22 protein-coding genes, 2 tRNA genes and 1 pseudogene are annotated in these 19,391 nt (G+C 50.6%); 4 read left to right on the forward strand and 21 right to left on the reverse strand.

Translation table 11 applies throughout. The features are described 5' to 3' along the window. Positions 1-392 (forward strand): annotated as a pseudogene (locus ACI32D_RS06400) (hypothetical protein); the annotation flags it as partial. Between the two features lie 53 nt (positions 393-445). Here ACI32D_RS06400 and ACI32D_RS06405 read toward each other — a convergent pair. The 18 genes from ACI32D_RS06405 to ACI32D_RS06490 all read right to left on the reverse strand — a co-directional run bounded on the left by ACI32D_RS06405 (position 446) and on the right by ACI32D_RS06490 (position 14,405). Further along, positions 446-1,636: an FtsW/RodA/SpoVE family cell cycle protein gene (locus ACI32D_RS06405; protein ID WP_439775770.1), complete on the reverse strand. Its 1,191-nt coding sequence runs from the start codon at positions 1,634-1,636 to the stop codon at positions 446-448. A 24-nt stretch (positions 1,637-1,660) separates the two neighbouring features. After that, positions 1,661-1,888, reverse strand: coding sequence for a DUF2969 domain-containing protein (locus tag ACI32D_RS06410; protein WP_002880076.1), 228 nt, complete (start codon positions 1,886-1,888; stop codon positions 1,661-1,663). A 12-nt stretch (positions 1,889-1,900) separates the two neighbouring features. Next, a complete protein-coding gene (yidD, locus tag ACI32D_RS06415) occupies positions 1,901-2,188 on the reverse strand; it encodes a membrane protein insertion efficiency factor YidD (RefSeq protein WP_003617406.1) in 288 nt (95 codons plus the stop codon). A gap of 2 nt (positions 2,189-2,190) precedes the next feature. Further along, complete coding sequence (locus ACI32D_RS06420; RefSeq protein WP_439775771.1) at positions 2,191-3,180, reverse strand: rod shape-determining protein; 990 nt, start codon at positions 3,178-3,180, stop codon at positions 2,191-2,193. A gap of 85 nt (positions 3,181-3,265) precedes the next feature. Continuing rightward, the gene (locus tag ACI32D_RS06425; RefSeq protein WP_439775772.1) at positions 3,266-3,496 is read right to left on the reverse strand and encodes a DUF1146 family protein; all 231 of its coding nucleotides are present in this window, start codon (positions 3,494-3,496) and stop codon (positions 3,266-3,268) included. 47 nt (positions 3,497-3,543) lie between these two features. Further along, on the reverse strand, positions 3,544-3,984 hold the full coding sequence (locus tag ACI32D_RS06430; RefSeq protein ID WP_296228114.1) for a F0F1 ATP synthase subunit epsilon: 441 nt from the start codon (positions 3,982-3,984) through the stop codon (positions 3,544-3,546). Positions 3,985-3,995: 11 nt separating this feature from the next. Further along, positions 3,996-5,435 (reverse strand): F0F1 ATP synthase subunit beta, encoded by a 1,440-nt coding sequence (gene atpD / locus ACI32D_RS06435; protein WP_439775773.1) that lies wholly within the window; start codon positions 5,433-5,435, stop codon positions 3,996-3,998. A gap of 19 nt (positions 5,436-5,454) precedes the next feature. Continuing rightward, a complete protein-coding gene (locus ACI32D_RS06440) occupies positions 5,455-6,417 on the reverse strand; it encodes a F0F1 ATP synthase subunit gamma (RefSeq protein ID WP_439775774.1) in 963 nt (320 codons plus the stop codon). 10 nt (positions 6,418-6,427) lie between these two features. Then, positions 6,428-7,939 carry a F0F1 ATP synthase subunit alpha gene (gene atpA, locus ACI32D_RS06445; protein WP_439775775.1) on the reverse strand — a complete coding sequence of 504 codons (1,512 nt, stop codon included), beginning with the start codon at positions 7,937-7,939 and terminating at the stop codon, positions 6,428-6,430. A gap of 22 nt (positions 7,940-7,961) precedes the next feature. Then, a complete protein-coding gene (atpH, locus tag ACI32D_RS06450) occupies positions 7,962-8,504 on the reverse strand; it encodes an ATP synthase F1 subunit delta (protein ID WP_439775776.1) in 543 nt (180 codons plus the stop codon). Next, positions 8,504-9,010, reverse strand: a complete 507-nt coding sequence (atpF, locus tag ACI32D_RS06455) for a F0F1 ATP synthase subunit B (RefSeq protein WP_439775777.1) — start codon at positions 9,008-9,010, stop codon at positions 8,504-8,506. The genes atpH and atpF overlap by 1 nt, the downstream gene beginning before the upstream one ends. Before the next feature lie 49 nt (positions 9,011-9,059). Continuing rightward, positions 9,060-9,287, reverse strand: a complete 228-nt coding sequence (atpE, locus tag ACI32D_RS06460) for a F0F1 ATP synthase subunit C (protein WP_412135881.1) — start codon at positions 9,285-9,287, stop codon at positions 9,060-9,062. An 18-nt stretch (positions 9,288-9,305) separates the two neighbouring features. Then, positions 9,306-10,025 (reverse strand): F0F1 ATP synthase subunit A, encoded by a 720-nt coding sequence (gene atpB, locus ACI32D_RS06465; RefSeq protein WP_270448249.1) that lies wholly within the window; start codon positions 10,023-10,025, stop codon positions 9,306-9,308. Positions 10,026-10,134: 109 nt separating this feature from the next. Beyond that, complete coding sequence (upp, locus tag ACI32D_RS06470) at positions 10,135-10,764, reverse strand: uracil phosphoribosyltransferase (RefSeq protein WP_002880062.1); 630 nt, start codon at positions 10,762-10,764, stop codon at positions 10,135-10,137. Between the two features lie 99 nt (positions 10,765-10,863). Next, positions 10,864-11,859, reverse strand: a complete 996-nt coding sequence (locus ACI32D_RS06475) for an L-threonylcarbamoyladenylate synthase (RefSeq protein ID WP_439775791.1) — start codon at positions 11,857-11,859, stop codon at positions 10,864-10,866. Next, on the reverse strand, positions 11,859-12,701 hold the full coding sequence (gene prmC / locus ACI32D_RS06480; protein ID WP_439775778.1) for a peptide chain release factor N(5)-glutamine methyltransferase: 843 nt from the start codon (positions 12,699-12,701) through the stop codon (positions 11,859-11,861). Before prmC ends, ACI32D_RS06475 begins: the two co-directional genes overlap by 1 nt. After that, complete coding sequence (gene prfA, locus ACI32D_RS06485) at positions 12,694-13,779, reverse strand: peptide chain release factor 1 (RefSeq protein WP_439775779.1); 1,086 nt, start codon at positions 13,777-13,779, stop codon at positions 12,694-12,696. The genes prmC and prfA overlap by 8 nt, the downstream gene beginning before the upstream one ends. A gap of 23 nt (positions 13,780-13,802) precedes the next feature. Beyond that, positions 13,803-14,405 (reverse strand): thymidine kinase, encoded by a 603-nt coding sequence (locus tag ACI32D_RS06490; protein ID WP_439775780.1) that lies wholly within the window; start codon positions 14,403-14,405, stop codon positions 13,803-13,805. Positions 14,406-14,545: 140 nt separating this feature from the next. On the opposite strand from ACI32D_RS06490, the gene ACI32D_RS06495 reads away from it, so the two are divergent. Then, a complete protein-coding gene (locus tag ACI32D_RS06495; protein ID WP_439775781.1) occupies positions 14,546-15,901 on the forward strand; it encodes a MurT ligase domain-containing protein in 1,356 nt (451 codons plus the stop codon). Between the two features lie 86 nt (positions 15,902-15,987). On the opposite strand, the gene ACI32D_RS06500 is transcribed toward ACI32D_RS06495, so the two are convergent. Beyond that, entirely contained in the window at positions 15,988-16,239 is a 252-nt protein-coding gene (locus ACI32D_RS06500) for a hypothetical protein (protein WP_439775782.1), read from the reverse strand. Between the two features lie 15 nt (positions 16,240-16,254). Next, the gene (locus ACI32D_RS06505; RefSeq protein WP_439775783.1) at positions 16,255-17,259 is read right to left on the reverse strand and encodes a serine hydrolase domain-containing protein; all 1,005 of its coding nucleotides are present in this window, start codon (positions 17,257-17,259) and stop codon (positions 16,255-16,257) included. 170 nt (positions 17,260-17,429) lie between these two features. Between ACI32D_RS06505 and ACI32D_RS06510 the strand changes: the two genes are divergently transcribed. Together ACI32D_RS06510 and ACI32D_RS06515 are read left to right on the forward strand one after the other, a co-directional pair. Then, positions 17,430-17,501: transfer RNA gene (locus tag ACI32D_RS06510), tRNA-Glu, on the forward strand. A 5-nt stretch (positions 17,502-17,506) separates the two neighbouring features. Next, a tRNA-Gln gene (locus ACI32D_RS06515) sits at positions 17,507-17,579 on the forward strand. 110 nt (positions 17,580-17,689) lie between these two features. Here the strand turns inward: ACI32D_RS06515 and ACI32D_RS06520 are convergent. Then, positions 17,690-19,291 (reverse strand): peptide ABC transporter substrate-binding protein, encoded by a 1,602-nt coding sequence (locus ACI32D_RS06520; protein ID WP_439775784.1) that lies wholly within the window; start codon positions 19,289-19,291, stop codon positions 17,690-17,692. Positions 19,292-19,391 lie beyond the last annotated feature (100 nt).

Below are 19,391 nucleotides of genomic sequence, written 5' to 3' on the forward strand. Positions count from 1 at the left end.
AAGACTTCATCCAGGAGATCAAGCAGAATTCAGCCAAAAGCCGGCAGGAGCTGGTTCACTTCATCGTTTTCAACCGTTTCGCTTTCATCAAGAAAAACCGGCAGGTTATCAAGATCATGCTGCAAGAAGCCTTGACCAATCCTGCTTTTATCAATGAAACTTTGGAAGAGACCAAACAGCGACTTACTGAAAATCCCCAGCTGGCAAAAAGCGTAAAAGGCATTCTTTTAGAAAAGCATCCAGAATATAATTCCCTTGATCTGATTCGCCTTTTAACAGCGCCAATTGCCGGATACTTTGTCCAGCGCTTCATCGTCCTTCCTGATAAAGCAGCTGACGAAGACCGCGATTTGAACATGATCGTAAAGCAGATCTTAGCCACCTTGGAATAAAAAATAGCCTCAAACTGGAATTAACCAGATTGAGGCTATTTTTTCGTTCTCAGTTAAAAGTCGCCAGCCGTGCTGAACATGTAGTCCTTGTTGTGCCACTTCATCGAGAGGATCAAGCCGATCCCGATCATGTTCCCGATCAAGGCAGACCCACCCTGTGAAACAAACGGCAGAGGCACCCCGGTAAGGGGCAGTAAATCAATGCTCATGCCGATATTTTCAAAGACGTGGAACAAAATCATCATGATAATCCCTGTGGACACATATGAATAGAAGGCGTTCTTGGTCGAGAAAGTGATCTTGACCATCTGCACGATCAAGACGAAGTAAATCCCGATCAAGGCCACGCCGCCGACAAAGCCGAAGCTTTCCCCAACCACGGAGAAGATCATGTCTGAGTTCCGGACTGGCACGTAGACTTTAATATTGTTAAAGCCATTGCCAAAAATCTGCCCAGACCCGATGGCCTTCATGCTCTGCCAGAGCTGGTAGGCGCTGTTTGAGTTGTCACCAGAGGGGTCACTCCAGGACTTGATTCTTTCCAACTGGTAGGTCTTGAAGTAATGGCGCAAAATCGTCTGCCCTTCACTGGTAAAGACCAGGAGGATGACGCCGACGCCAACGACTACCATCAGGATAAAGACAGGAATGATGATTTTCCAGGAGATCCCTGAAACCAGAAGGATCCCCGCGGTAATCGCTACAAAGACCAGGGTGGTCCCGAAGTCAGGCTGCAGCATAAGGAGCATGGCTACTGGCAAAAACCAGGCCATGACCTTGCCGATCAAGAGCCAGTCATTTCTGAGGTTGTGGGAGTAACGCTCATTGTGCTCTCTGACTACTCTGGCCAGCTGCAGGATAAAGGCCGGCTTCATGACTTCCGAAGGCTGGAAGCTGACGGGCCCAACGACAAACCAACTCTTGGCCCCGCTGCTGGCGGCCGTTGTCCGGTCATACAGGAAAAGGACCGCGATCAGCAGGATGATCCCCAGCCCATACAGGTAGGGGGCCAGCTTGAAGATCTGCTCGGCGTCAAAGCGGACGATGAAGGCTACCATCAGCCAGGAAACCGTGTACCAGACAATCTGCATGGCCACGGTTCTGGTTGGCGTCCCATAGGTCGAGTCGTTAACCGACGCGTTGTAAATTGAATAAAAACTGACGAATGACAGCAAAACCACGGGAATCACGACTCCCCAGGCAATGCGGTCATACCATTTGCTTTCTTCTTGAACTTTTGCCATTAACTATCACTTTATTCGTTAAAATTATTTTTCGTGCAAGGTGAAGTAGGCCAGCAGGTCGTTGATGCCGGCATCAAGGCTCTTGGCAAACATCACGTTCTTGGACTTGCTGCTGGTTACCCTGAACTTGCCGTCAACCTGCTCGATCAAGCCGATCTGGCGCTTCTTCGGAATGACTACTTCCCAAGTCGGTACCCGGCGGCCAGACAGTTCGTTGACCTCGATCCCGATGTTTTCTTGATTTCTTGACATATTCCCTCCTCGTTAGTGACTGTGGAATTTTCTGGCAATAATTTCGTCTTCATATTCTTCTGGGTGGGGGTTGCGCAATAGGGTAAACTTGTCCGGCACCGGATCCACCCCGCCACGGTTAAATGGATTGCAGCGCAGGATCCTCGCCAGACCCATCAGCAGTCCCAAAAGCGGACCATGCTTTTCCAAAGCGGTGATCATATAGCTGGAGCAGGTCGGGTAGAAACGGCAACTGTCCGGCAAAATCGGTGAAATTGCCCGCTGGTAAAAGCGGACTAGAAGAATCATTATTTGACGCATTATTAGTGACGTTCGTGCTTTTCAATATGCTGCAGCAGGATGCCAGTGCCCAGGGCAACTGATTCAAGCGGTGAATCAGCGATCAAAACCGGAACCTGCAGACTGTCGGCAATCAGCTTGTTGATGTTCTTCAGCAGGGCGCCACCACCAGTAATCATGATCCCCCGGTCAATGATGTCGGCAGACAATTCTGGCGGCGTTTCCTGCAGAACCTGCTTGGTAGCATCAATGATGCTTTGCAGGCCATCTTGCAGGGCTTCCGTTACTTCAGAGCTGCTTACCTTGATTTGCTTTGGCAAACCGTCAATGGTATCCCGGCCGCGGACATTCATGCTTGCGTCCGGGTCTGGGTCAGTAGCGGCACCAATTTCGATCTTGATGGCTTCAGCCGTCCGCATCCCGATCAAGAGCTGATGGTTTGCCTTGATGTAGTTGACGATCGCCTGGTTCATCCGGTCACCAGCATAGCGCAGGGACTTGGAAGTCACGATTTCACCCATGGACAGGATGGCGATGTCAGTCGTCCCCCCACCGATGTCGATAACCATGTTCCCTTGCGGCTTGAAAATGTCCAGGCCGGCCCCAACAGCTGCTACCTTAGGCTCGTAGTCCAGGTAGACCTTGCCGCCGCCAGACTTTTCCGCGGCTTGGATGATTGCCTTTTGCTCGATTGAAGTTACTCCAGTCGGGGTGCAGACCAGAATGTTCGGCTTGCTCATGAAGCCCTTTACGTTCAGCTTCTCAATAAAGTAGCTCAGCATGGCTTCAGTAATGTCAAAATCAGCAATTACCCCGTCCTTTAAAGGCCGGATAACGCGGATGTTGCCAGGAGTACGGCCAACCATTTCATAAGCTTCAGTGCCGACAGCGACCACCTTGTTGGTGTTCGTATCCACGGCAACCACGGATGGCTCGTCGATCACAATGCCCTTGCCGGAAACGTTGATCAAAACGTTCGCGGTCCCCAAATCAATACCAATATCTTTTGACACGTCTATTTCCTCCATAACATATTAATTTTAATTGTACCATAAAAGCCCTCTGTATAGCGGATTCCGCCTAGCTTTAACCGATTCTTTAAAAGAGATTAGAGAGCTGCAATGAAGTATCTATCAAGGCGATCAAAAATTGGCCGACTGTATAGCCCAGGGCAATCGCCGTGAAAATTAAGAAGACCTGGGCCTCAAAGACCCGGTTAGACCGAATGATTTTCTCGATTCTGACGGCTTTGATCGCCTGAAAGGCTAAGGCAATGCAAACAAAGTAGATCACCAAGCTGATGATTGCGTGAATTCCAAGTTGTCTCATATAAAATCTACCATAAAAAAAGAGCGGAATAAATCCGCTCTTTTCCCTTATTTGTGCAGCGCGTCGTAAACGTGAATCCGGTTTACAGCCCGCCGCAAAGCAATTTGAGCCCGTTCCAATGACTGCTCGTCGTGCTTTTCCTTGGCTTCCTTGATGTGCGCCTCGGCCCGCTGCTTGGCAGCTTCAGCCCGACTGAGGTCAATGTTGCGCGCGCGTTCTGCGTTGTCGGCAATAATCGTCGCCACATTGTCGGCGAATTCGATGATCCCCCCGCTGACGGCGATGTGATCAACCTTGTGGTCGACATCGGCGCCGCGTTGGACCCTGACTTCACCAATCGTGAGCGGAGTTAAAATCGGCAGGTGGTTGTACAAGATCTGCCGGTCGCCGTCAATAGCCCGCATTGAGACGGAGCTGCCACGGTGAGAATAGATTAACCCGTTTGGCGTAACGATATTGATCTTAAACAGTTTCTCTGCTTCTGCCATGATGCATCAACCTACTTTTCTAATAAGGCTTTTGCTTCCGGATCGCTTGGGGTAACCCCCATCTTTTGCGCCTTCTTCAAAACGTCTTCGATCGGACCAACGCCTCTGAAGGCATCTTCAGGCAAGTCGTCAAGATGGCCGTCGAGGATCATCTTGAAGCCCTTGATCGTTTCCTTGATTGGAACGTATGAGCCTGGAACGCCGGTAAAGACTTCGGCAACGAAGAAGTTTTGTGACAGGAAGAACTGAATCTTACGTGCCCGGGCAACGATCAGCTTTTCTTCGTCTGACAATTCATCCATACCCAAAACTGAGATGATGTCTTGCAGTTCGCGGTAGCGTTGCAGAATGTGCTGAACCCGGGTAGCAACGTCGTAGTGTTCCTGGCCGACAATTTCTGGGTCCAGGGCACTGGAAGTTGATTCAAGCGGGTCAACGGCAGGGTAAATACCTTGTTCTACCAAGCTACGTTCCAAGTTGGTCGTCGCGTCCAAGTGGGCGAAAGTAGTCGCTGGCGCTGGGTCAGTGTAGTCGTCGGCTGGCACGTAAACGGCTTGGATAGAGGTAATTGACCCCTTCTTGGTGGAAGTGATTCTTTCTTGCAATTGACCCATTTCCGTTGCCAAAGTTGGCTGGTAACCAACGGCACTCGGAATCCGGCCCAGCAAGGCGGAAACTTCGGAACCGGCCTGGGTAAACCGGAAGATGTTGTCGATGAAGAGCAACACGTCCTGGCCTTCAACGTCTCTGAAGTATTCAGCGATCGTCAAACCGGTCAAAGCGACCCGCATTCTGGCACCAGGCGGCTCGTTCATCTGCCCGAAGACCATGGCAGTCTTTTCCAAAACGCCGGATGCCTTCATTTCGAAGTAAAGGTCGTTACCTTCACGGGTTCTTTCCCCGACACCAGTGAAGACGGAAATACCGTTGTGTTCCTGGGCAATGTTGTGAATCAATTCCTGGATGATCGTGGTCTTGCCGACCCCGGCACCACCAAACAGACCGACCTTACCACCACGCAGATATGGTTCCAGCAAGTCGATAACCTTAATACCAGTTTCCAGGATTTCACGGCTAGTAGTTAATTCATCATACTTAGGTGCTTCTTTGTGGATCCCGGAGCGAGGGTGGTCAGCTGGAAATTCTGGACCACCATCAATCGGTTGACCTAAAACGTTGAAGACCCGGCCCAAGGTATCCGGACCAACTGGTACGGAAATTGAGCTCCCAGTGTCTTCAACCTTCATCCCACGACGAAGGCCATCGGTAGATTCCATCGCGATGCAGCGCAAAACGCCATCGCCTTGTTCAAGAGTAACTTCAAGGATAATCGATTCGTCGTCTGACTTGATGACCTTCAAGGCATTGTTGATGTCTGGCAGGTCTTTGCCAATAGGAAACTTGACGTCGACAACAGGGCCGATTACTTGAACGATTTCACCTTGACTCAAACTTCTACCTCCTTTTCTCTTATTCAAGTGCATTCGCACCACTGACGATTTCAGTCAATTCAGTAGTGATTTGTGCTTGTCTTGCACGGTTCATTTGCAAACTAAGACTAGAAACAAGGTCCTTGGCATTGTCCGTGGCACTCTTCATGGCTGTCATAGAACTTGCGTGTTCGGCAGTCTTGGCGTCCAAAATGGCACCATAGATTTCCGCCCGCGCGAATTGCGGCAGCAAGGTTGCCAAAACGCTGTCAATGTCAGGGGCAACTTCAAATTCAATCTTCTTGCTTTCCTTGGCTTCCGCGGTGTCGATGTCAAGGTCGACGATCGGCAGCATCTTTTCGGCCCGGAAGGCTGAAGACAAAGAATTCACGTGGTGGGTGTAGCAAACGTACAGTTCATCATAAACGCCGTTCAAGTACATCTTGATCGCCGTTGAAACGATTGGCAGGGTTTCCTTGAAAGTCGGCACGTCTGAAACGCCGTCTTTTTCATAGACAACGTTCAAGTTGTTCTTCTTGAAGAACTGGGAGCCGACGCTGCCGATTGACAGGATCTTGGACTCTCTGCCCTGCAGCTTGTCGTCGGCTACCAGGCCCATCATCTGCTTAATGACTGAGCTGTTGTAGGAGCCGACCAGACCACGGTCACCGGTAACTACCAGGTAGCCAACGGAATGAACTTCAGCCCGTGGCTTGATCATGTCAGAAATGATCCCCATCCCAAAGACGTCATCGTAGTCGATGGAGTCAATGTTGTCTTGCGTCAGGCGGTAGTTGGCCTTGTTCAAGTGATTGATCACGCTGGCACTCATCAGCCGCGACACGGTTTGGTGGAGCAGCTGGTTGTATTCCTGGTAGCCCTTGTCTCTTTTTTCAGTCTGATTCAGTTTAGCTGCTGAAACCATGTGCATGGCTTCAGTAATCTTACTCGTTTGCTTGACAGAAGCAATTCTCTTCTTCAATTCAAGTAAAGATGCAGGCATAGTCTACCTCCTATTTGTTACTTGATGAAAAGCTGGATGCAAATTGTTGAATAGCTTCTTGAAGCTTGTTTTCATCTGGCAATTTGCCAGTTGACTTGATTTCAGCTAACAGATCAGCATGGTTGGCGTCAAAGTCGGTGTAAAGTTCTTGTTCAAAGCGAGCAATATCATCGACTGGTACCGCGTCCATAAAGCCATGCGTCAAAGCGTAAAGCAGGACAACCTGCTTTTCAACGGCAACCGGCTTGTGCAGCGGCTGCTTCAAAACTTCGACGGTCCGCCGGCCGCGGGCCAGCTTGGCTTGCGTTGCTTGGTCCAGGTCACTGCCGAACTGGGCAAAGCTTTCCAGTTCCCGGTATGAAGCCAGGTCGGTCCGCAAAGTACCGGCAACCTTCTTCATGGCTGGGATCTGCGCGGCCCCGCCGACACGGGAAACAGAAGCCCCGGCGTCGATGGCTGGGCGCGTGCCTGAGAAGAACAGGTCACTTTGCAAGAAGATCTGTCCGTCAGTGATGGAAATAACGTTGGTTGGAATGTAGGCGGAGATGTCCCCGGCTTCAGTCTGAATGAATGGCAGAGCAGTCAGTGAGCCACCGCCCAGTTCCTTGCTCAATTTAGCACTCCGTTCCAACAAACGTGAGTGCAGGTAGAAGACGTCACCTGGGTAGGCTTCACGGCCAGGCGGCCGACGAAGCAGCAGGGAAAGTTCACGGTAGGCAACAGCCTGCTTGGACAAGTCGTCGAAGACAACCAGGACGTCCTTGCCGGCGTACATAAATTCTTCACCCATCGCGGTCCCGGAATATGGCGCAATGTAAAGCATTGGCGCTGGTTCTGACGGACCAGCTTCAACGACGATGGTGTAGTCCATCGCCCCCAGCTTCTTCAAGGTTTCAACTTGTGCTCTGACAGTTGATTCCTTTTGACCAATTGAGACGTAAATACAAATTACGTCTTGCCCTTTTTGGTTCAAAATGGTGTCGATCGCTAAACTGGTCTTACCAGTCTTACGGTCACCGATAACCAGCTCACGCTGACCACGGCCAATTGGCACCAGCGCATCAATTGCCTTGATACCAGTTTGCAAAGGCTGGTTGACTGACTGCCGCTGCATAACGCCTGGCGCCTTGGACTCGATCGGCCGAGTCTTGTCAGTCTTAATTTCACCTAAGCCGTCAACTGGCTGGCCCAGTGGATTCACAACCCGTCCAATCAAAGCATCCCCAACTGGAACTTCCATAATCCGGCCAGTTCGCTTGACGCGGTCGCCTTCGCGGATGTCGTCAAACTTGCCCAGAATGATGATACCAACATCATTGCTTTCCAAGTTTTGGGCGATACCGTAGGCACCATTGTCGAACTGCAAAAGCTCACTTGACAAGACATTGTTCAAGCCGTGAGCGCGGGCGATACCATCGCCGACGTAAGTTACGACACCGACTTCATCGATGTCCAGCTTATCGTCGTAGTGTTCAAGTTGCTGCTTGATTAAAGAGCTGATTTCTTCCGCTTTAATGCTCAATGGTTTCACCTCTTTATAATACTTACTTTGTTAATACGGCGCGGATTTTCTCCAATCGATGCTTTACTGAGCCATCGATCACGCGGCCTTCAACCTCAAGGACCACGCCGCCGATAATTTCTGGATCAACTTCATTTTCAAGATGAAGTGCCTGCAAGCCATACTTCTTGGCATAGCTGTCTGCAAGGCGCTGCAGCTGATCTTCATCTAGCTTCACTGCAGTCTTAGCGACACCCGTTCCGATGTGGTTGGCAACATTGTACAGGTGAATGTAGTAATCAATGATGTCAACCAAGTTGTCAAAACGATCATAGCTAAGCAAGAAGTTCAGAACTTCTTGAAGCTCTGCAGAAAAGCCCTGTTCAACCGCCGTCAAAAGATTCTTCTTTTGCTTGGCGTCCAAAACAGGATTGCTCAGAACCTGGACAAAACGGGGCTCTGCTTGAACTGCCTGCTTCAATTCAGTCAGTTCGCTGAACATGAGCTCTGTCTTGCCGCTGTCTTTGGCAAAATCAAAGATCGCCGTTCCGTAGCGTCTTGCCGTTTCTTCTCTACTTAAGGCCATTAATCGTTCAACCCCTTAATGAACTGATCAACTAAATCTTTTTGATCAGCAGCAGATAAGTTCTTAGCAATTACCTTTTCCGCAATCGTCACAGAAAGATCAGCAACTTCGTCGCGGGCTTCGTTCAAGGCGTCAGTCTTCGCTTGAGCTGCATCAGCCTTGGCCTTTTCCCGGATAGCGGAAGCTTCATCGTTGGCTTCGCTGACGATTTGCTTGCCGGTCTTTTGCGCATTACTCTTGGCATCGGAGAGAATCTGGGTTGCTTCTTGTCTTGAATTCTTCAAGGCTGCTTCCCGTTCATTGGCCAAAGTTTCAGCCTTCTTACGGTCGCTGGCAGCTTGATCCAAGTCATCAATGACTTTCTGACGGCGCTTCTCCATCATGTCCTTTACCGGGCCCCAAGCATAGTGCTTGACGGCCAGCAAAAGGATGCTGAATACGATTAAATACCAAAGGGTATTAATGATTGAGATTTCAGCGCCGGCGAATACTGGTTGAAATTCCATCGACAATCCTTCTCTCTCAATTTAGTAACTAATGTAAATTAACGTCTGATTAATTAAGGAACAAAATCAAGAAAGCGATAACGATAGCCAGGATTGGAACGGCTTCGATCAAACCAACACCGATGAACATGGTTGATCTCAAGTTACCAGCACTTTCTGGTTGGCGGGCGATGCTTTCGATCGTCTTTGAGATAACCTTACCGTTCCCCCATGAAGCAGCCAAAGCAGCGATACCAGCAACAAGTGCAGCAGCTAAATCCTTTAAACCTGTAGTCATAATAAAACCTCCGAAAAATTATTCTTGTGTAACCTTCTTGCCAATATAAACCATAGAAAGAGTTACAAAAACATACGCCTGGATAGAGCCAATGAAGACAGAGAAACCTTGCCAGATCATTGCGAGCGGCGCAGCCAGGATTCTGGTTACAATCCCCATGCTTGGCCCCAGCTGGTTCCCGATCAGGGTCAGCAGGACTTCACCCGCAAAGATATTACCGTAGAGACGCAGTGATAACGTCAAGAAGTTGGTAAATTCTTCAATGATGTTAATCGGCAAAAGGAAACCAACAGGACGTGCATAGTTCTGCAGGTAGCCCTTAGTGCCAAATTTCTGAATCCCGAAGGTAAATGACAGAAGCAAGGTCATCATCGCGAACGACATCGTCGTCACTGGATCAGCAGTTGGTGATTTGATGACCATATAGTCACCGACTTTCACTTCCAAGAACAACCCTAGTTGATTCATGCAGAAGATGAAAAGGAACAAAACAAAGGCGTAAAGAGACAGATGTTTTTGCGCAGCCGGGTCTTCGACGTTGTCCTTGACAATCCCGTCGGTAAAATCGATCAGGTATTCCAGGACATTTTGTTTCTTGTTCGGTTTCATTTCAACTTTACGTGAAAGAGCGTAACAAATGGCAAAAACCACAATTGCCATCAAGGTCGAACCGATAATGCCAACCATGTCGACATTCAGTCCGGTACCGTTAATATTGAAGACAAGTGATTTCTCCAATTCTTCGTGACCTCCCTTCTTGTGTTGAATTCTTCGAACACGTCATTTATTGTACACCAATAAAAATGAATTGGAACTTTTGCAATCGCTTTTATTGGCGATTTTTTAATTATTTAGTCCCGAAGATCCGGTCACCTGCATCCCCCAGGCCTGGGAAGATGTAGCCATTTGGCAGCAGCTTGTCGTCAAGGGCAGCCGCATAGATGTCAACGTCCGGGTGCTCGTCTTGCACGGCCTTGACGCCTTCTGGAGCAGCAACCAGGACAGCCAGCTTGATGTCAGTCACGCCCCGCTTCTTCAAGGCTTCGATGGCCAGGTTGGCGGAACCGCCAGTAGCCAGCATCGGGTCAACGACCAGGCATTCACGTTCCGTAACGTCCTTAGGAACCTTGAAGAAGTATTCTACCGGCTTCAAGGTTTCTTCATCGCGGTACATGCCAACGACGCCGACCTTGGCTGACGGAATCATTTCCAAAACCCCGTTGACCATGCCCATGCCGGCCCGCAGGATTGGCACGATGGTCAATTTCTTGCCGGCCAGTTCCTTTTGCACCGTCTTGCCCATTGGCGTTTCGATTTCAACGTCTTGCAAAGGCAGGTCGCGGGTGATTTCGTAGGTCATCAGACCGGCGATTTCGCCAACGATTCTCCGAAATTCATTTGATCCAGTTTCCTTGCGGCGAATAATCGTCAGCTTGTGCTGGATCAATGGATGGTTTAACACAGTGAACTTTCCCATATAGTTCCTCCATTCAAAAATACCATGTCATCTCTATTATAAATAAAAAAAGAAATGGTTTAAAGCCATTTCTTTTTTAAAAGCCGTGAATTGTACAGGTTAGACATGATGGCCGCCAGCAGCCTTGTTTAACCGGTTCATGTAGGCCAGGCTTTCCTCTCCTTGTTCAAAGCCCTCTACATAAATAGTTTTAATTTCTGACCGGTCGTCAAAATAGCGGAGGCCGGCAAATAGGTTGTGGTCAGCCTCGGTCAGATTTTTGCCTAAATTGAATTTATTTTCTGCAGGCAGGGGCAATTCCTCTAAAAGGTCACTGCTTGCCATAACCCCGCAAGAAGCATCCAGGTCCAGCTTGGCAAAAGTTTCCGCCTGGTCAACCACGTAAACCTGGGCACTTGGCGCGTAGTGGCGGTACTTCATCCCCGGCGCCTTCGGCACTTCCTTGTCGCTTACCTGGCCCCGGTTGATCAAGACTTCTTCGCCTAAGACCTGGCTGATTTCTTCTGGGGTAATCTTGCCCGGCCGCAAAACGACCGCTGGGGTAACTGACAAGTCAACGATAGTTGATTCCAGGCCCACTTCAGTCTCACCCCCATCGACGATCCCGGCAATCTTGCCCTTTAAGTCATGATAAACATGCTGAGCAGTAGTCGGGCTCGGCTTGGTTGAAGTGTTGGCCGAAGGCCCGACGATCGGGTAGCCAAGCTTGGCAATCAAGTCATGGGTCAGCTGATCGTCCGGGCAGCGGAAGGCAACCGTTGGCAGGCCCCCAGTTACAGATTCCGGCAGGGCCCCTTCTTTAGCTAAAAGCAGGATAGTCAAGGGACCTGGCCAGAAGTGCTTGATCAACTTCTCTGCCCGCTCCGGCACTTCCTTAGCATAAGGCCGCATCATGGCTTCGTCAGCTACGGTCACGATCAAGGGGTTGTCACTGGGCCGGCCCTTGGCCGCGTAGACCTTCTTGACTGAATCATCCCGGGTGGCCAAAGCCCCCAGACCGTAGACAGTTTCGGTTGGAAAGGCAACTAGCTCCCCTTGGCTGAGCAGGCGGGCTGCTTCATCCAATTGTTCCCGTTTAAAAATCTTGGTTTCCATCATTTCTGCCACTCCCCAAACAGCATCCGCGGCTTGCCGGCCATGTCGCGGCGGAATTCCACCTTGAAGTCCGGCAATTTTTCGGCAAACAGAGCCTTCAGCTCATCTTCCTCGCTGAAGCCAAATTCCATGAAGAAGCGGCCGCCTGGATTCAAGTGGTCTCTGACTTCTTCAGCAAACTTCCGGTAAAAGGCCAGGCCGTCCTGGCCGCCAAACAGGGCTTCTTCTGGTTCATTGGCCAGAACGCTCTTGTCCATCACGTTCTTTTCACTTGGCTTGATGTAAGGCGGGTTGGAAATGATCAGGTCAAACTTGCCCAGGCCCAGCAAAACGTTGGCCTTGCGGGTGGTTACGTCCAGGCCGTAGTCCAAAAAGTTCTCTTCGCTGATTCTAAGAGGCGTGTCCTTAATGTCGCTGGCGTAAAAATGCAGGTCCTTAATCCCCTTGCCTTCGGCTTCTTTAGCCAGGGCCACGGTAATATTGCCTGACCCGGTCCCCAGGTCCAGAACGGTGTCGCCATCTTTTAAGTGCTCCAGGGCCCATTCAACCAGTTCTTCAGTTTCAAAGCGGGGAATGAGCACGCCTTTAGCAACCCGCAGGCGGTAGCCTAAAAACCAGGCATAGCCCAGGATGTACTGGGGCGAATCCCCTTTAGCCAGGCGCTTCATGTCTTTTCTGGCCTGCTTGACTTCAGCGTCAGTCAATTCCCGGTCCTGCTTAAGTTGGTATTCGCTCGGCGTCATCCCCAGACGCTCAGCCAGAAGAAAGTCGATTTCCTCGCTCCGGGCGCTTTCAGCCAGTTCACTGGCCTCAATCCGCATTTCTCGTAAACTCTTAGGCATTTTCAGCCAGCTCCTCTAATTGCTTGGTTTGGTAGTAAACCGTCAAAGCATCGATGATTTCGTCCAGCTCCCCGTTCATGATCCGGTCCAGCTTGTTCAAGGTCAGACCGATCCGGTGATCAGTCACCCGGTTTTGCGGGTAGTTGTAGGTTCTGATTCTTTCAGACCGGTCACCAGTGCCGACGGCGTTCTTACGCTTGGCGTCGTACTTGTCCCGGTTCTGGCTTTCGTAGTAGTCGTAAACCCGGGATTTCAGGATTTCCATGGCCTTGGCCCGGTTTTGCTGCTGGGACCGCTGGTCCTGCATAGCCACCACGATGCCAGTTGGCAGGTGGGTCATTCTGACGGCACTGGAAGTCTTGTTGATGTGCTGGCCGCCGGCACCGGATGACCGGTAGACGTCTACCCGGATGTCCTTTGGATCAAGGTCGATGTCAACTTGTTCATATTCTGGCATGACGGCAACAGTGGCGGTTGAAGTGTGCACCCGGCCGGCTGATTCGGTTACTGGGATCCGCTGCACCCGGTGGGCCCCGTTTTCATACTTCAGCTTGGAGTAGACCTTGCTGCCAGTAATCATGATGGCCACCCGCTTGTAGCCGCCAACCTCAGTTTGTTCGCTGTCGACAATAGAGACGTTCCAGCCTTGGTTTTCAGCGTACTTTTCATACATTCTTAAAAGGTCGCCCGCGAACAGGGAAGCTTCATCCCCGCCGGCTGCCCCCCGGATTTCCATGATGATGTCCTTGTCGTCGTTAGGGTCCTTTGGCAGCATCAAAATCTTGATTTCGTCTTCCAGCTTGCTGATTTCGTCTTCCAGCTCAGAGTTTTCCATCTTGGCCATCTCAACCAGCTCAGCGTCTGAACCATCAGCGATGATTTCCTTGTTGCCGGCGATTTCTTCCTTGTCGGCCTTGAACTTGCGGAACTTCTGCACGACTTCCCGCATGTCAGCTTCTTCCTTGGTAATTTCCATGTAGCGCTTGGTGTCAGCGATGACTTCCGGGTCCGCCATCATTTCCTGAATTTCTTCATAGCGCACTTCCAAGCTTTCCAGCTGTGCCATTACATTGTCCATTTAATCAATCCTTCCAATAAAAACTAGTCTCTTGCCTGATCGGGGTGGAAATAGTGGAAGCGGCAGACCGGGTAGTAAGCCTCGTCGCCGCCAATCTGCACCTGCTCGCCCTCATAGACGGGCAAACCGTCCTTGTAGCGCAGGGCCATGGTTGCCTTGTGCCCGCAAAAGTGGCAAATCGTCTTCATCTCTTCTATTTTATCAGCATAAAGCAAAAGATACTCACTGCCTTCAAAAAGATGATTCTGAAAATCATTCTTTAGGCCAAAAGCCATCACCGGGATGTGCAGGTCATCAACAACCTTGGCGCACTGGATAACCTGGTCCTTTTTTAAAAACTGGGCCTCATCAATCAAGACCGCCGCCAAAGGATGGCCGTCCGCTTCCTGCTCTTGCTGGTTCAAAGCCGCGATGTATTCAAAGAGGTCCAGGTCCGGCTCAATTGGCCGGGCGCTGCGGCTGAGCCCGATCCGGGAAGCCACCACGCCGCGGCCGGACCGGGTGTCAACGCTGCTGGTCAATAAAGCCACCTTGCGTCCTTGAATCTCGTAGTTGTGAGCAACCTTCAAAATTTCAATCGTCTTGCCGCTGCCCATCGCTCCGTATTCGAAAAAAAACTGTGCCATATTCTCCACCTTTGTATTAATCTCGCTCAAATAAGTATAGTGTATTTTGCAAAAGTTTAAAAGCGTCGCATTTTAGCCGCTAAACTTTCCGTCTTATGGTAAGATTTATCATAGTTTTAATGCAGAATAGGAAGTTAATCATGAGTTTTAAATCCAACATCGCAACTTTTGCCGGCAAGTCCTCTTACTGGTTCCTGCACAATGTCTTAAAGGGCGGGACCAGCTTCCCCGGCAAGCTGGCCATGAAGCTTGACCCAAACGTCCTTGAGCAGCTGGGCAGGGACTATGAAACTATCATCGTCACCGGGACCAACGGCAAGACCATGACCACGGCCCTTATCACCCAGACTTTGAAGGAAAAATACGGCGACATTTTGACCAACCCGTCCGGCTCCAACATGGCCCAGGGGATCGTAACCGCCTTTTTGGCCCATGGCCAGAAAAAAGTCAGCCGGAAACTTGCAGTTTTGGAAGTTGACGAAGCCAACGTCAAGGCCGTAACCCAGTTAGTCCACCCCAAGGCCTTTGTCTTGACCAACATTTTCAGAGACCAGATGGACCGCTACGGGGAAATCTACACGACCTATGAAAAGATCGTCGACGGCATCAAGCTGGCACCTGAGGCCACCATCATCGCTAATGGTGACGCCAGCATCTTCTCTTCGGTCGACCTGCCGAATCCAAAAGTCTTCTTTGGCTTTGAAACTGACCAGGACCAGCCGCAAAACGACCTCAAGGCCGCCGTCAACACTGACGGGGTCCTCTGCCCTAAGTGCAATCAGATCCTGCACTACCACGCAATTTCCTATGCCAACTTAGGCGACTTCTTCTGTCCGAACTGCGGCTACAAGCGGCCGGACTTAACCTACAAGCTGGAAAAGATCAGTGAGCAGACCCCAAGCCGGATCAAGTTCACCATCGAAGGCAAGGAATTCGCCATCAACATCGGCGGCACCTACAACATCTACAACGCCCTGGCTGCCTTTGCCTGTGCCAGAGAATTCGGCGTTTCCGCCAATGAAATCGCGGCGGCTTTTGCCAAAAACAAGCGCATCTTCGGCCGCCAGGAACTGATCCACTACCAGGGCAAGCAGATCAACATCATCCTGGTCAAGAACCCGGTTGGCTTAAACGAAGTCCTCAGCCTGCTGGACACGGAAAAGGATCACTACAGCCTGGCTGCCCTCTTAAACGCCCACCACGCTGACGGCATCGACACCAGCTGGATCTGGGACGGGAACTTTGAAAGCCTGGACCGGTCCAAGATCGACCAGGTCATCGTCGGCGGCGAGCGGCATAAAGACATGGCCTTCCGCCTGGAAGTTGCCGGCTTTGACCCGGACAAGCTGGTCATTGAAAGTGACTTTGACCAGCTGCCGGCCGCTTTTGAAAAGACGCCGACCGACAAGATCTACATTCTTTCAACCTACACGGCCATGCTGCACCTGCGGCAGGTCTTTGCTGAAAAAGGCGTCTTGAAGAGAAGAATCAACTAGCATAAACAGGACAAGTAAGGCAAAAAAGAAAAAGACAAAAGAATAAAAAAGCAAATTAAAAATCCCGCGGTCAGCCGCGGGATTTTTTAGATTGCCGTAGTCAAGACGGCGACTACATTGATCAAGGCAACCAAGCCGGCAAAAAAGGTCACTGCCTTGTAGGTCGCGTTTTTACTGAAGGCAAAAAGCAAACCTTCGATTAGGGCTACGGCGAATGCCGCGATCGCGGTGATGGCATAATAGGGCGACATCCGGCTGTTCACGCGGCCCAGGATGATGATAACCAGGCCGTAAACGGCTAAAAGCAGCCAGCCCTTTTGCTTATTGCTCAATTTCATGTGTTGGTCCTCTTTCTAGCGGTTTTCCTGCAAAAAAGCGTTGATGATCCGGCTGCGCATGGTCAAAAAGATCTGGTTGTGCCGGGAGGGGTGGACCCGGTTGGTCAGAAGAATCAAGCCGGACTGCTTGACCTGGTCAAACAAGACCAAGGTGCCGGTAAAACCGGTATGGTAGATGATGGGATAGTTTTCCTTAGGGTCAAAGACCAGGTTCCAGCCCCAGGACCGGGCTTTCAGGCCGGCCGGCGTCTTGACCTGGTAGAGGTCCTGGATTGTCTCTTTCTTTAATGGCAAAAGGTCACTGACCCCCATGTAGCCCTGCCCCATTTTGACCAGGTCGCTGACGGTGCTGAAAAGGCCAGCTGACCCGCACCGCCGGCCTAATTGCTGGCCCTTGGGATCATGGACGAAGCCCTGAATGACCTGGCCGTCAACTAATTCCGTTGGCACGCACTCGTCTTTTGGCGGGGCAAAGGTCGTTTCAGTTAAGCCAGCTGGCTGAAAAATCCGCTCACTGGCCAAATCCTGGACCGCTTTGCCCGTAATCCGCTCTAAAACCAGTCCTAAGAGGACAAAGTTGGTGTCAGCGTAGCGGACGACCCGGTTAAATTCGCTGGTCACCGGCAAGCCCACGATCGCCTTCATCAAGTCCGAACCGGACAAGGCATTCCGGTTTTCAATCCAGCCCCGGATGCCGGATGTGTGGGTCAAAAGGTGGCTCAGGCGGACCCGGCTGTCCTTGAATTCCGGCACGTATTTTTGCAAGGGGTCAGCAAAGTCAACCTTTCCCTCTTCTCTCAGCTGCAAAAAAGCGGCGGTCGTGGCCAAGACCTTGGTGCAGCTGGCTAAGTCATAGTAGGCAAAGGGGCTCAGCTGGCTTTTGGTTGGATAGATGCTGGCAAAGCCCAAAGTCGAGGCAAAAACCTGCTCCCCTTTTAAGAGGGCGTAGTTGACTCCGGGAACAATTCTTTCAGAAACCAGGCTTTCAATCAGCAACTGGGTTTTAGGAAAATTAAGCAAGCGGCGACTCCTTTCTAAAAGGCCCGTGCGGGCAATTAGCTCTATTATACGGCAGTTTTCACCCTTTCCAAGTCAGCTTGAAAATATTTAAGACTTTTTTTGCTGGAAGCCTTGACTTTTTCTTGCAAAGAAAGCATAATAATGAATGTCGGTAATTCGAACACAAACTTCGCCCGTTGGTCAAGTGGTTAAGACGCTACCCTCTCAAGGTGGAGTCATGAGTTCAATTCTCGTACGGGTGATTTACTGCGATGTAGCCAAATTGGTAAGGCAGTGGACTCTGAATCCATAATGTTCCGGTTCGAGCCCGGACATCGCAATAATACCGAAAGGCAAGTTCCTCTGGAGCTTGCCTTTTTTCTTGTCCTTTTCAGAGCAAATGAAAAAGTGCTAGATCTGGTCTAGCACTTTTTTACCTGTTCAATTTTCTTTACTTAGTCACGTAGGCTTCCTTGAAATTCCACTCGCTCCGCTTGCAGATCCAGCCCTTGGCGTTTGACCGGATCAGCCAGGCATCGTCTTCGTAGTAAAGCGGGATGACGCCGGCATCATCAAGCAGGATGCTTTCAGCTTCGCTCATGTCCTTAAGCCGTTTTTCCTGGTCATTGGTGTTCTTGGAAGCCGCGATCAGCTTGTCATACTGGCTGTTTTTCCAGGAGCCGTAATTAGAGCTGTTCTTGCTGGTCAAAAGTTCCAGGAAGGAAATCGGGTCACCGAAGTCAGCAATCCAGTCTGACCCGCAGATCTGGAACTGGCCGGATTCCCGCCGGGCCAAACGGGTCTTAAACGGAACACTGGTAACCGTCAATTTCAGCCCTGGCAGCTGGGTTTCCAGCATGCTCTGCAGGGCTTCGCCAGTCTTCTTGCCCCCGTCGCTGTCACTAGTCAAAAGGTTCAAGGTCAAGCTGGACTTGCCAAGCTCACTCAAGCCCTTTTGCCAATATTCCTTGGCCTTGCTTGGCTGGTACTTGTAGAGGTCTTTGGCGGATGAAGAAATCATGCTGGTGTAGTCTTCCCCGTCATATTCAGTCAAGCCCTTGGCCGTGTAGGTATTGGCCACTTGGTTGTTGCCGCCCAGTATCCGGATCAGGTTCTCCCGGTTGATGGCCAGGGAGATGGCCTTGCGGATGTTGCTGTTGGCCAGAACCTGGTTCTTTTCGTTAAGCTCCAGGTAGTAGGTCCCCCCGTTAGAGAGGCTGTAGTAGTTCTTCTTGCCTTTGAACTGCTTGGTCAAATTAGAGTCCAGGCCCAGGGCATCGATCTTGTTTGACTGGTAGAGGTTGTAGGCGGTAGTCGCCGTCTTGTTGACCGTGAAGCTGATCTGGTCAAGCTTGACGCTCTGCTTGTCCCAGTAGTCCGGGTTCTTGACCAGTTTCCAGGACAGGTTGGACCCCGTCCAGCCCTTTTGGACAAATGGCCCGTTATAAGCCATGTACTTGGAAGCCGTCCCGTACTTGTCCCCGTATTTTTTGACAGCTTTTTCTTCCTGCGGGAAAAAGACCGGAAAGGCCATGAGGTCCTTGAAATAGGCCATCCGCTTCTCTAAAGTGACGACCAGCTTATATTTGCCCTCAGCCTTAATACCGAGGCTGGAAACCGGCTTTTTGCCGTTTTGAATGGCATCAGCATTCTTGATCCCGGAGAAAAGATAAGAATACTCAGCCTCGGTCTTGGGATTGACGGTCCGCCGCCAGGAATAGACAAAGTCCTGGGCAGTTACGGGCGTGCCGTCATTCCACTGGGATTTGCGCAGCTTGAAAGTGTAAGTCAAACCGTCCTTGGAAACCTGGGCGCTGGTAGCCAGGCCCGGGCTCTGCCCGTCCTTGCTGTTTCTGTAGAGTCCTTCCATGGAGTTGATCATCTGGCTGAAACTGACCACGTCCGTGGCCTTGGACGGGTCCATCGTAGTAATTTCCCCGCCGACTGACCAGTTCAGATCCTGCTCCTTCTGACTGCTTTCCTGCTTGCTGCAAGCTGTTAACGTTAAAGCAGCTAAAGCAAGTCCAGTCAAGACAATTTTTCTTGATGACATCTTCCTTTACCCCCCTCTTACTAAAACGGTAACATAAGCAATGCTCTGCTTGCTTCCCTTAAATTGTAGCACTTAATGTGATTCTTTTATCTTTTTTAGG

Source organism: Lactobacillus sp. (genome assembly GCF_051873315.1).
In the GTDB taxonomy this organism is placed as follows: domain Bacteria; phylum Bacillota; class Bacilli; order Lactobacillales; family Lactobacillaceae; genus Lactobacillus.

What these genes read in the sequence shown, in the direction of transcription:
- atpF (WP_439775777.1), bottom strand. Translation starts at nt 9,010, where the DNA reads ATGGAATTTCAACCAGTATTCGCCGGCGCTGAAATCTCAATCATTAAT.
- prmC (WP_439775778.1), bottom strand. Translation starts at nt 12,701, where the DNA reads ATGCCTAAGAGTTTACGAGAAATGCGGATTGAGGCCAGTGAACTGGCT.
- ACI32D_RS06430 (WP_296228114.1), bottom strand. Translation starts at nt 3,984, where the DNA reads ATGGCAGAAGCAGAGAAACTGTTTAAGATCAATATCGTTACGCCAAAC.
- yidD (WP_003617406.1), bottom strand. Translation starts at nt 2,188, where the DNA reads ATGCGTCAAATAATGATTCTTCTAGTCCGCTTTTACCAGCGGGCAATT.
- prfA (WP_439775779.1), bottom strand. Translation starts at nt 13,779, where the DNA reads ATGGACAATGTAATGGCACAGCTGGAAAGCTTGGAAGTGCGCTATGAA.
- ACI32D_RS06520 (WP_439775784.1), bottom strand. Translation starts at nt 19,291, where the DNA reads ATGTCATCAAGAAAAATTGTCTTGACTGGACTTGCTTTAGCTGCTTTA.
- ACI32D_RS06410 (WP_002880076.1), bottom strand. Translation starts at nt 1,888, where the DNA reads ATGTCAAGAAATCAAGAAAACATCGGGATCGAGGTCAACGAACTGTCT.
- ACI32D_RS06440 (WP_439775774.1), bottom strand. Translation starts at nt 6,417, where the DNA reads ATGCCTGCATCTTTACTTGAATTGAAGAAGAGAATTGCTTCTGTCAAG.
- atpE (WP_412135881.1), bottom strand. Translation starts at nt 9,287, where the DNA reads ATGACTACAGGTTTAAAGGATTTAGCTGCTGCACTTGTTGCTGGTATC.
- ACI32D_RS06405 (WP_439775770.1), bottom strand. Translation starts at nt 1,636, where the DNA reads ATGGCAAAAGTTCAAGAAGAAAGCAAATGGTATGACCGCATTGCCTGG.
- atpH (WP_439775776.1), bottom strand. Translation starts at nt 8,504, where the DNA reads ATGGCCTTAAGTAGAGAAGAAACGGCAAGACGCTACGGAACGGCGATC.
- ACI32D_RS06490 (WP_439775780.1), bottom strand. Translation starts at nt 14,405, where the DNA reads ATGGCACAGTTTTTTTTCGAATACGGAGCGATGGGCAGCGGCAAGACG.
- upp (WP_002880062.1), bottom strand. Translation starts at nt 10,764, where the DNA reads ATGGGAAAGTTCACTGTGTTAAACCATCCATTGATCCAGCACAAGCTG.
- ACI32D_RS06495 (WP_439775781.1), top strand. Translation starts at nt 14,546, where the DNA reads ATGAGTTTTAAATCCAACATCGCAACTTTTGCCGGCAAGTCCTCTTAC.
- ACI32D_RS06500 (WP_439775782.1), bottom strand. Translation starts at nt 16,239, where the DNA reads ATGAAATTGAGCAATAAGCAAAAGGGCTGGCTGCTTTTAGCCGTTTAC.
- ACI32D_RS06475 (WP_439775791.1), bottom strand. Translation starts at nt 11,859, where the DNA reads ATGGAAACCAAGATTTTTAAACGGGAACAATTGGATGAAGCAGCCCGC.
- ACI32D_RS06425 (WP_439775772.1), bottom strand. Translation starts at nt 3,496, where the DNA reads ATGAGACAACTTGGAATTCACGCAATCATCAGCTTGGTGATCTACTTT.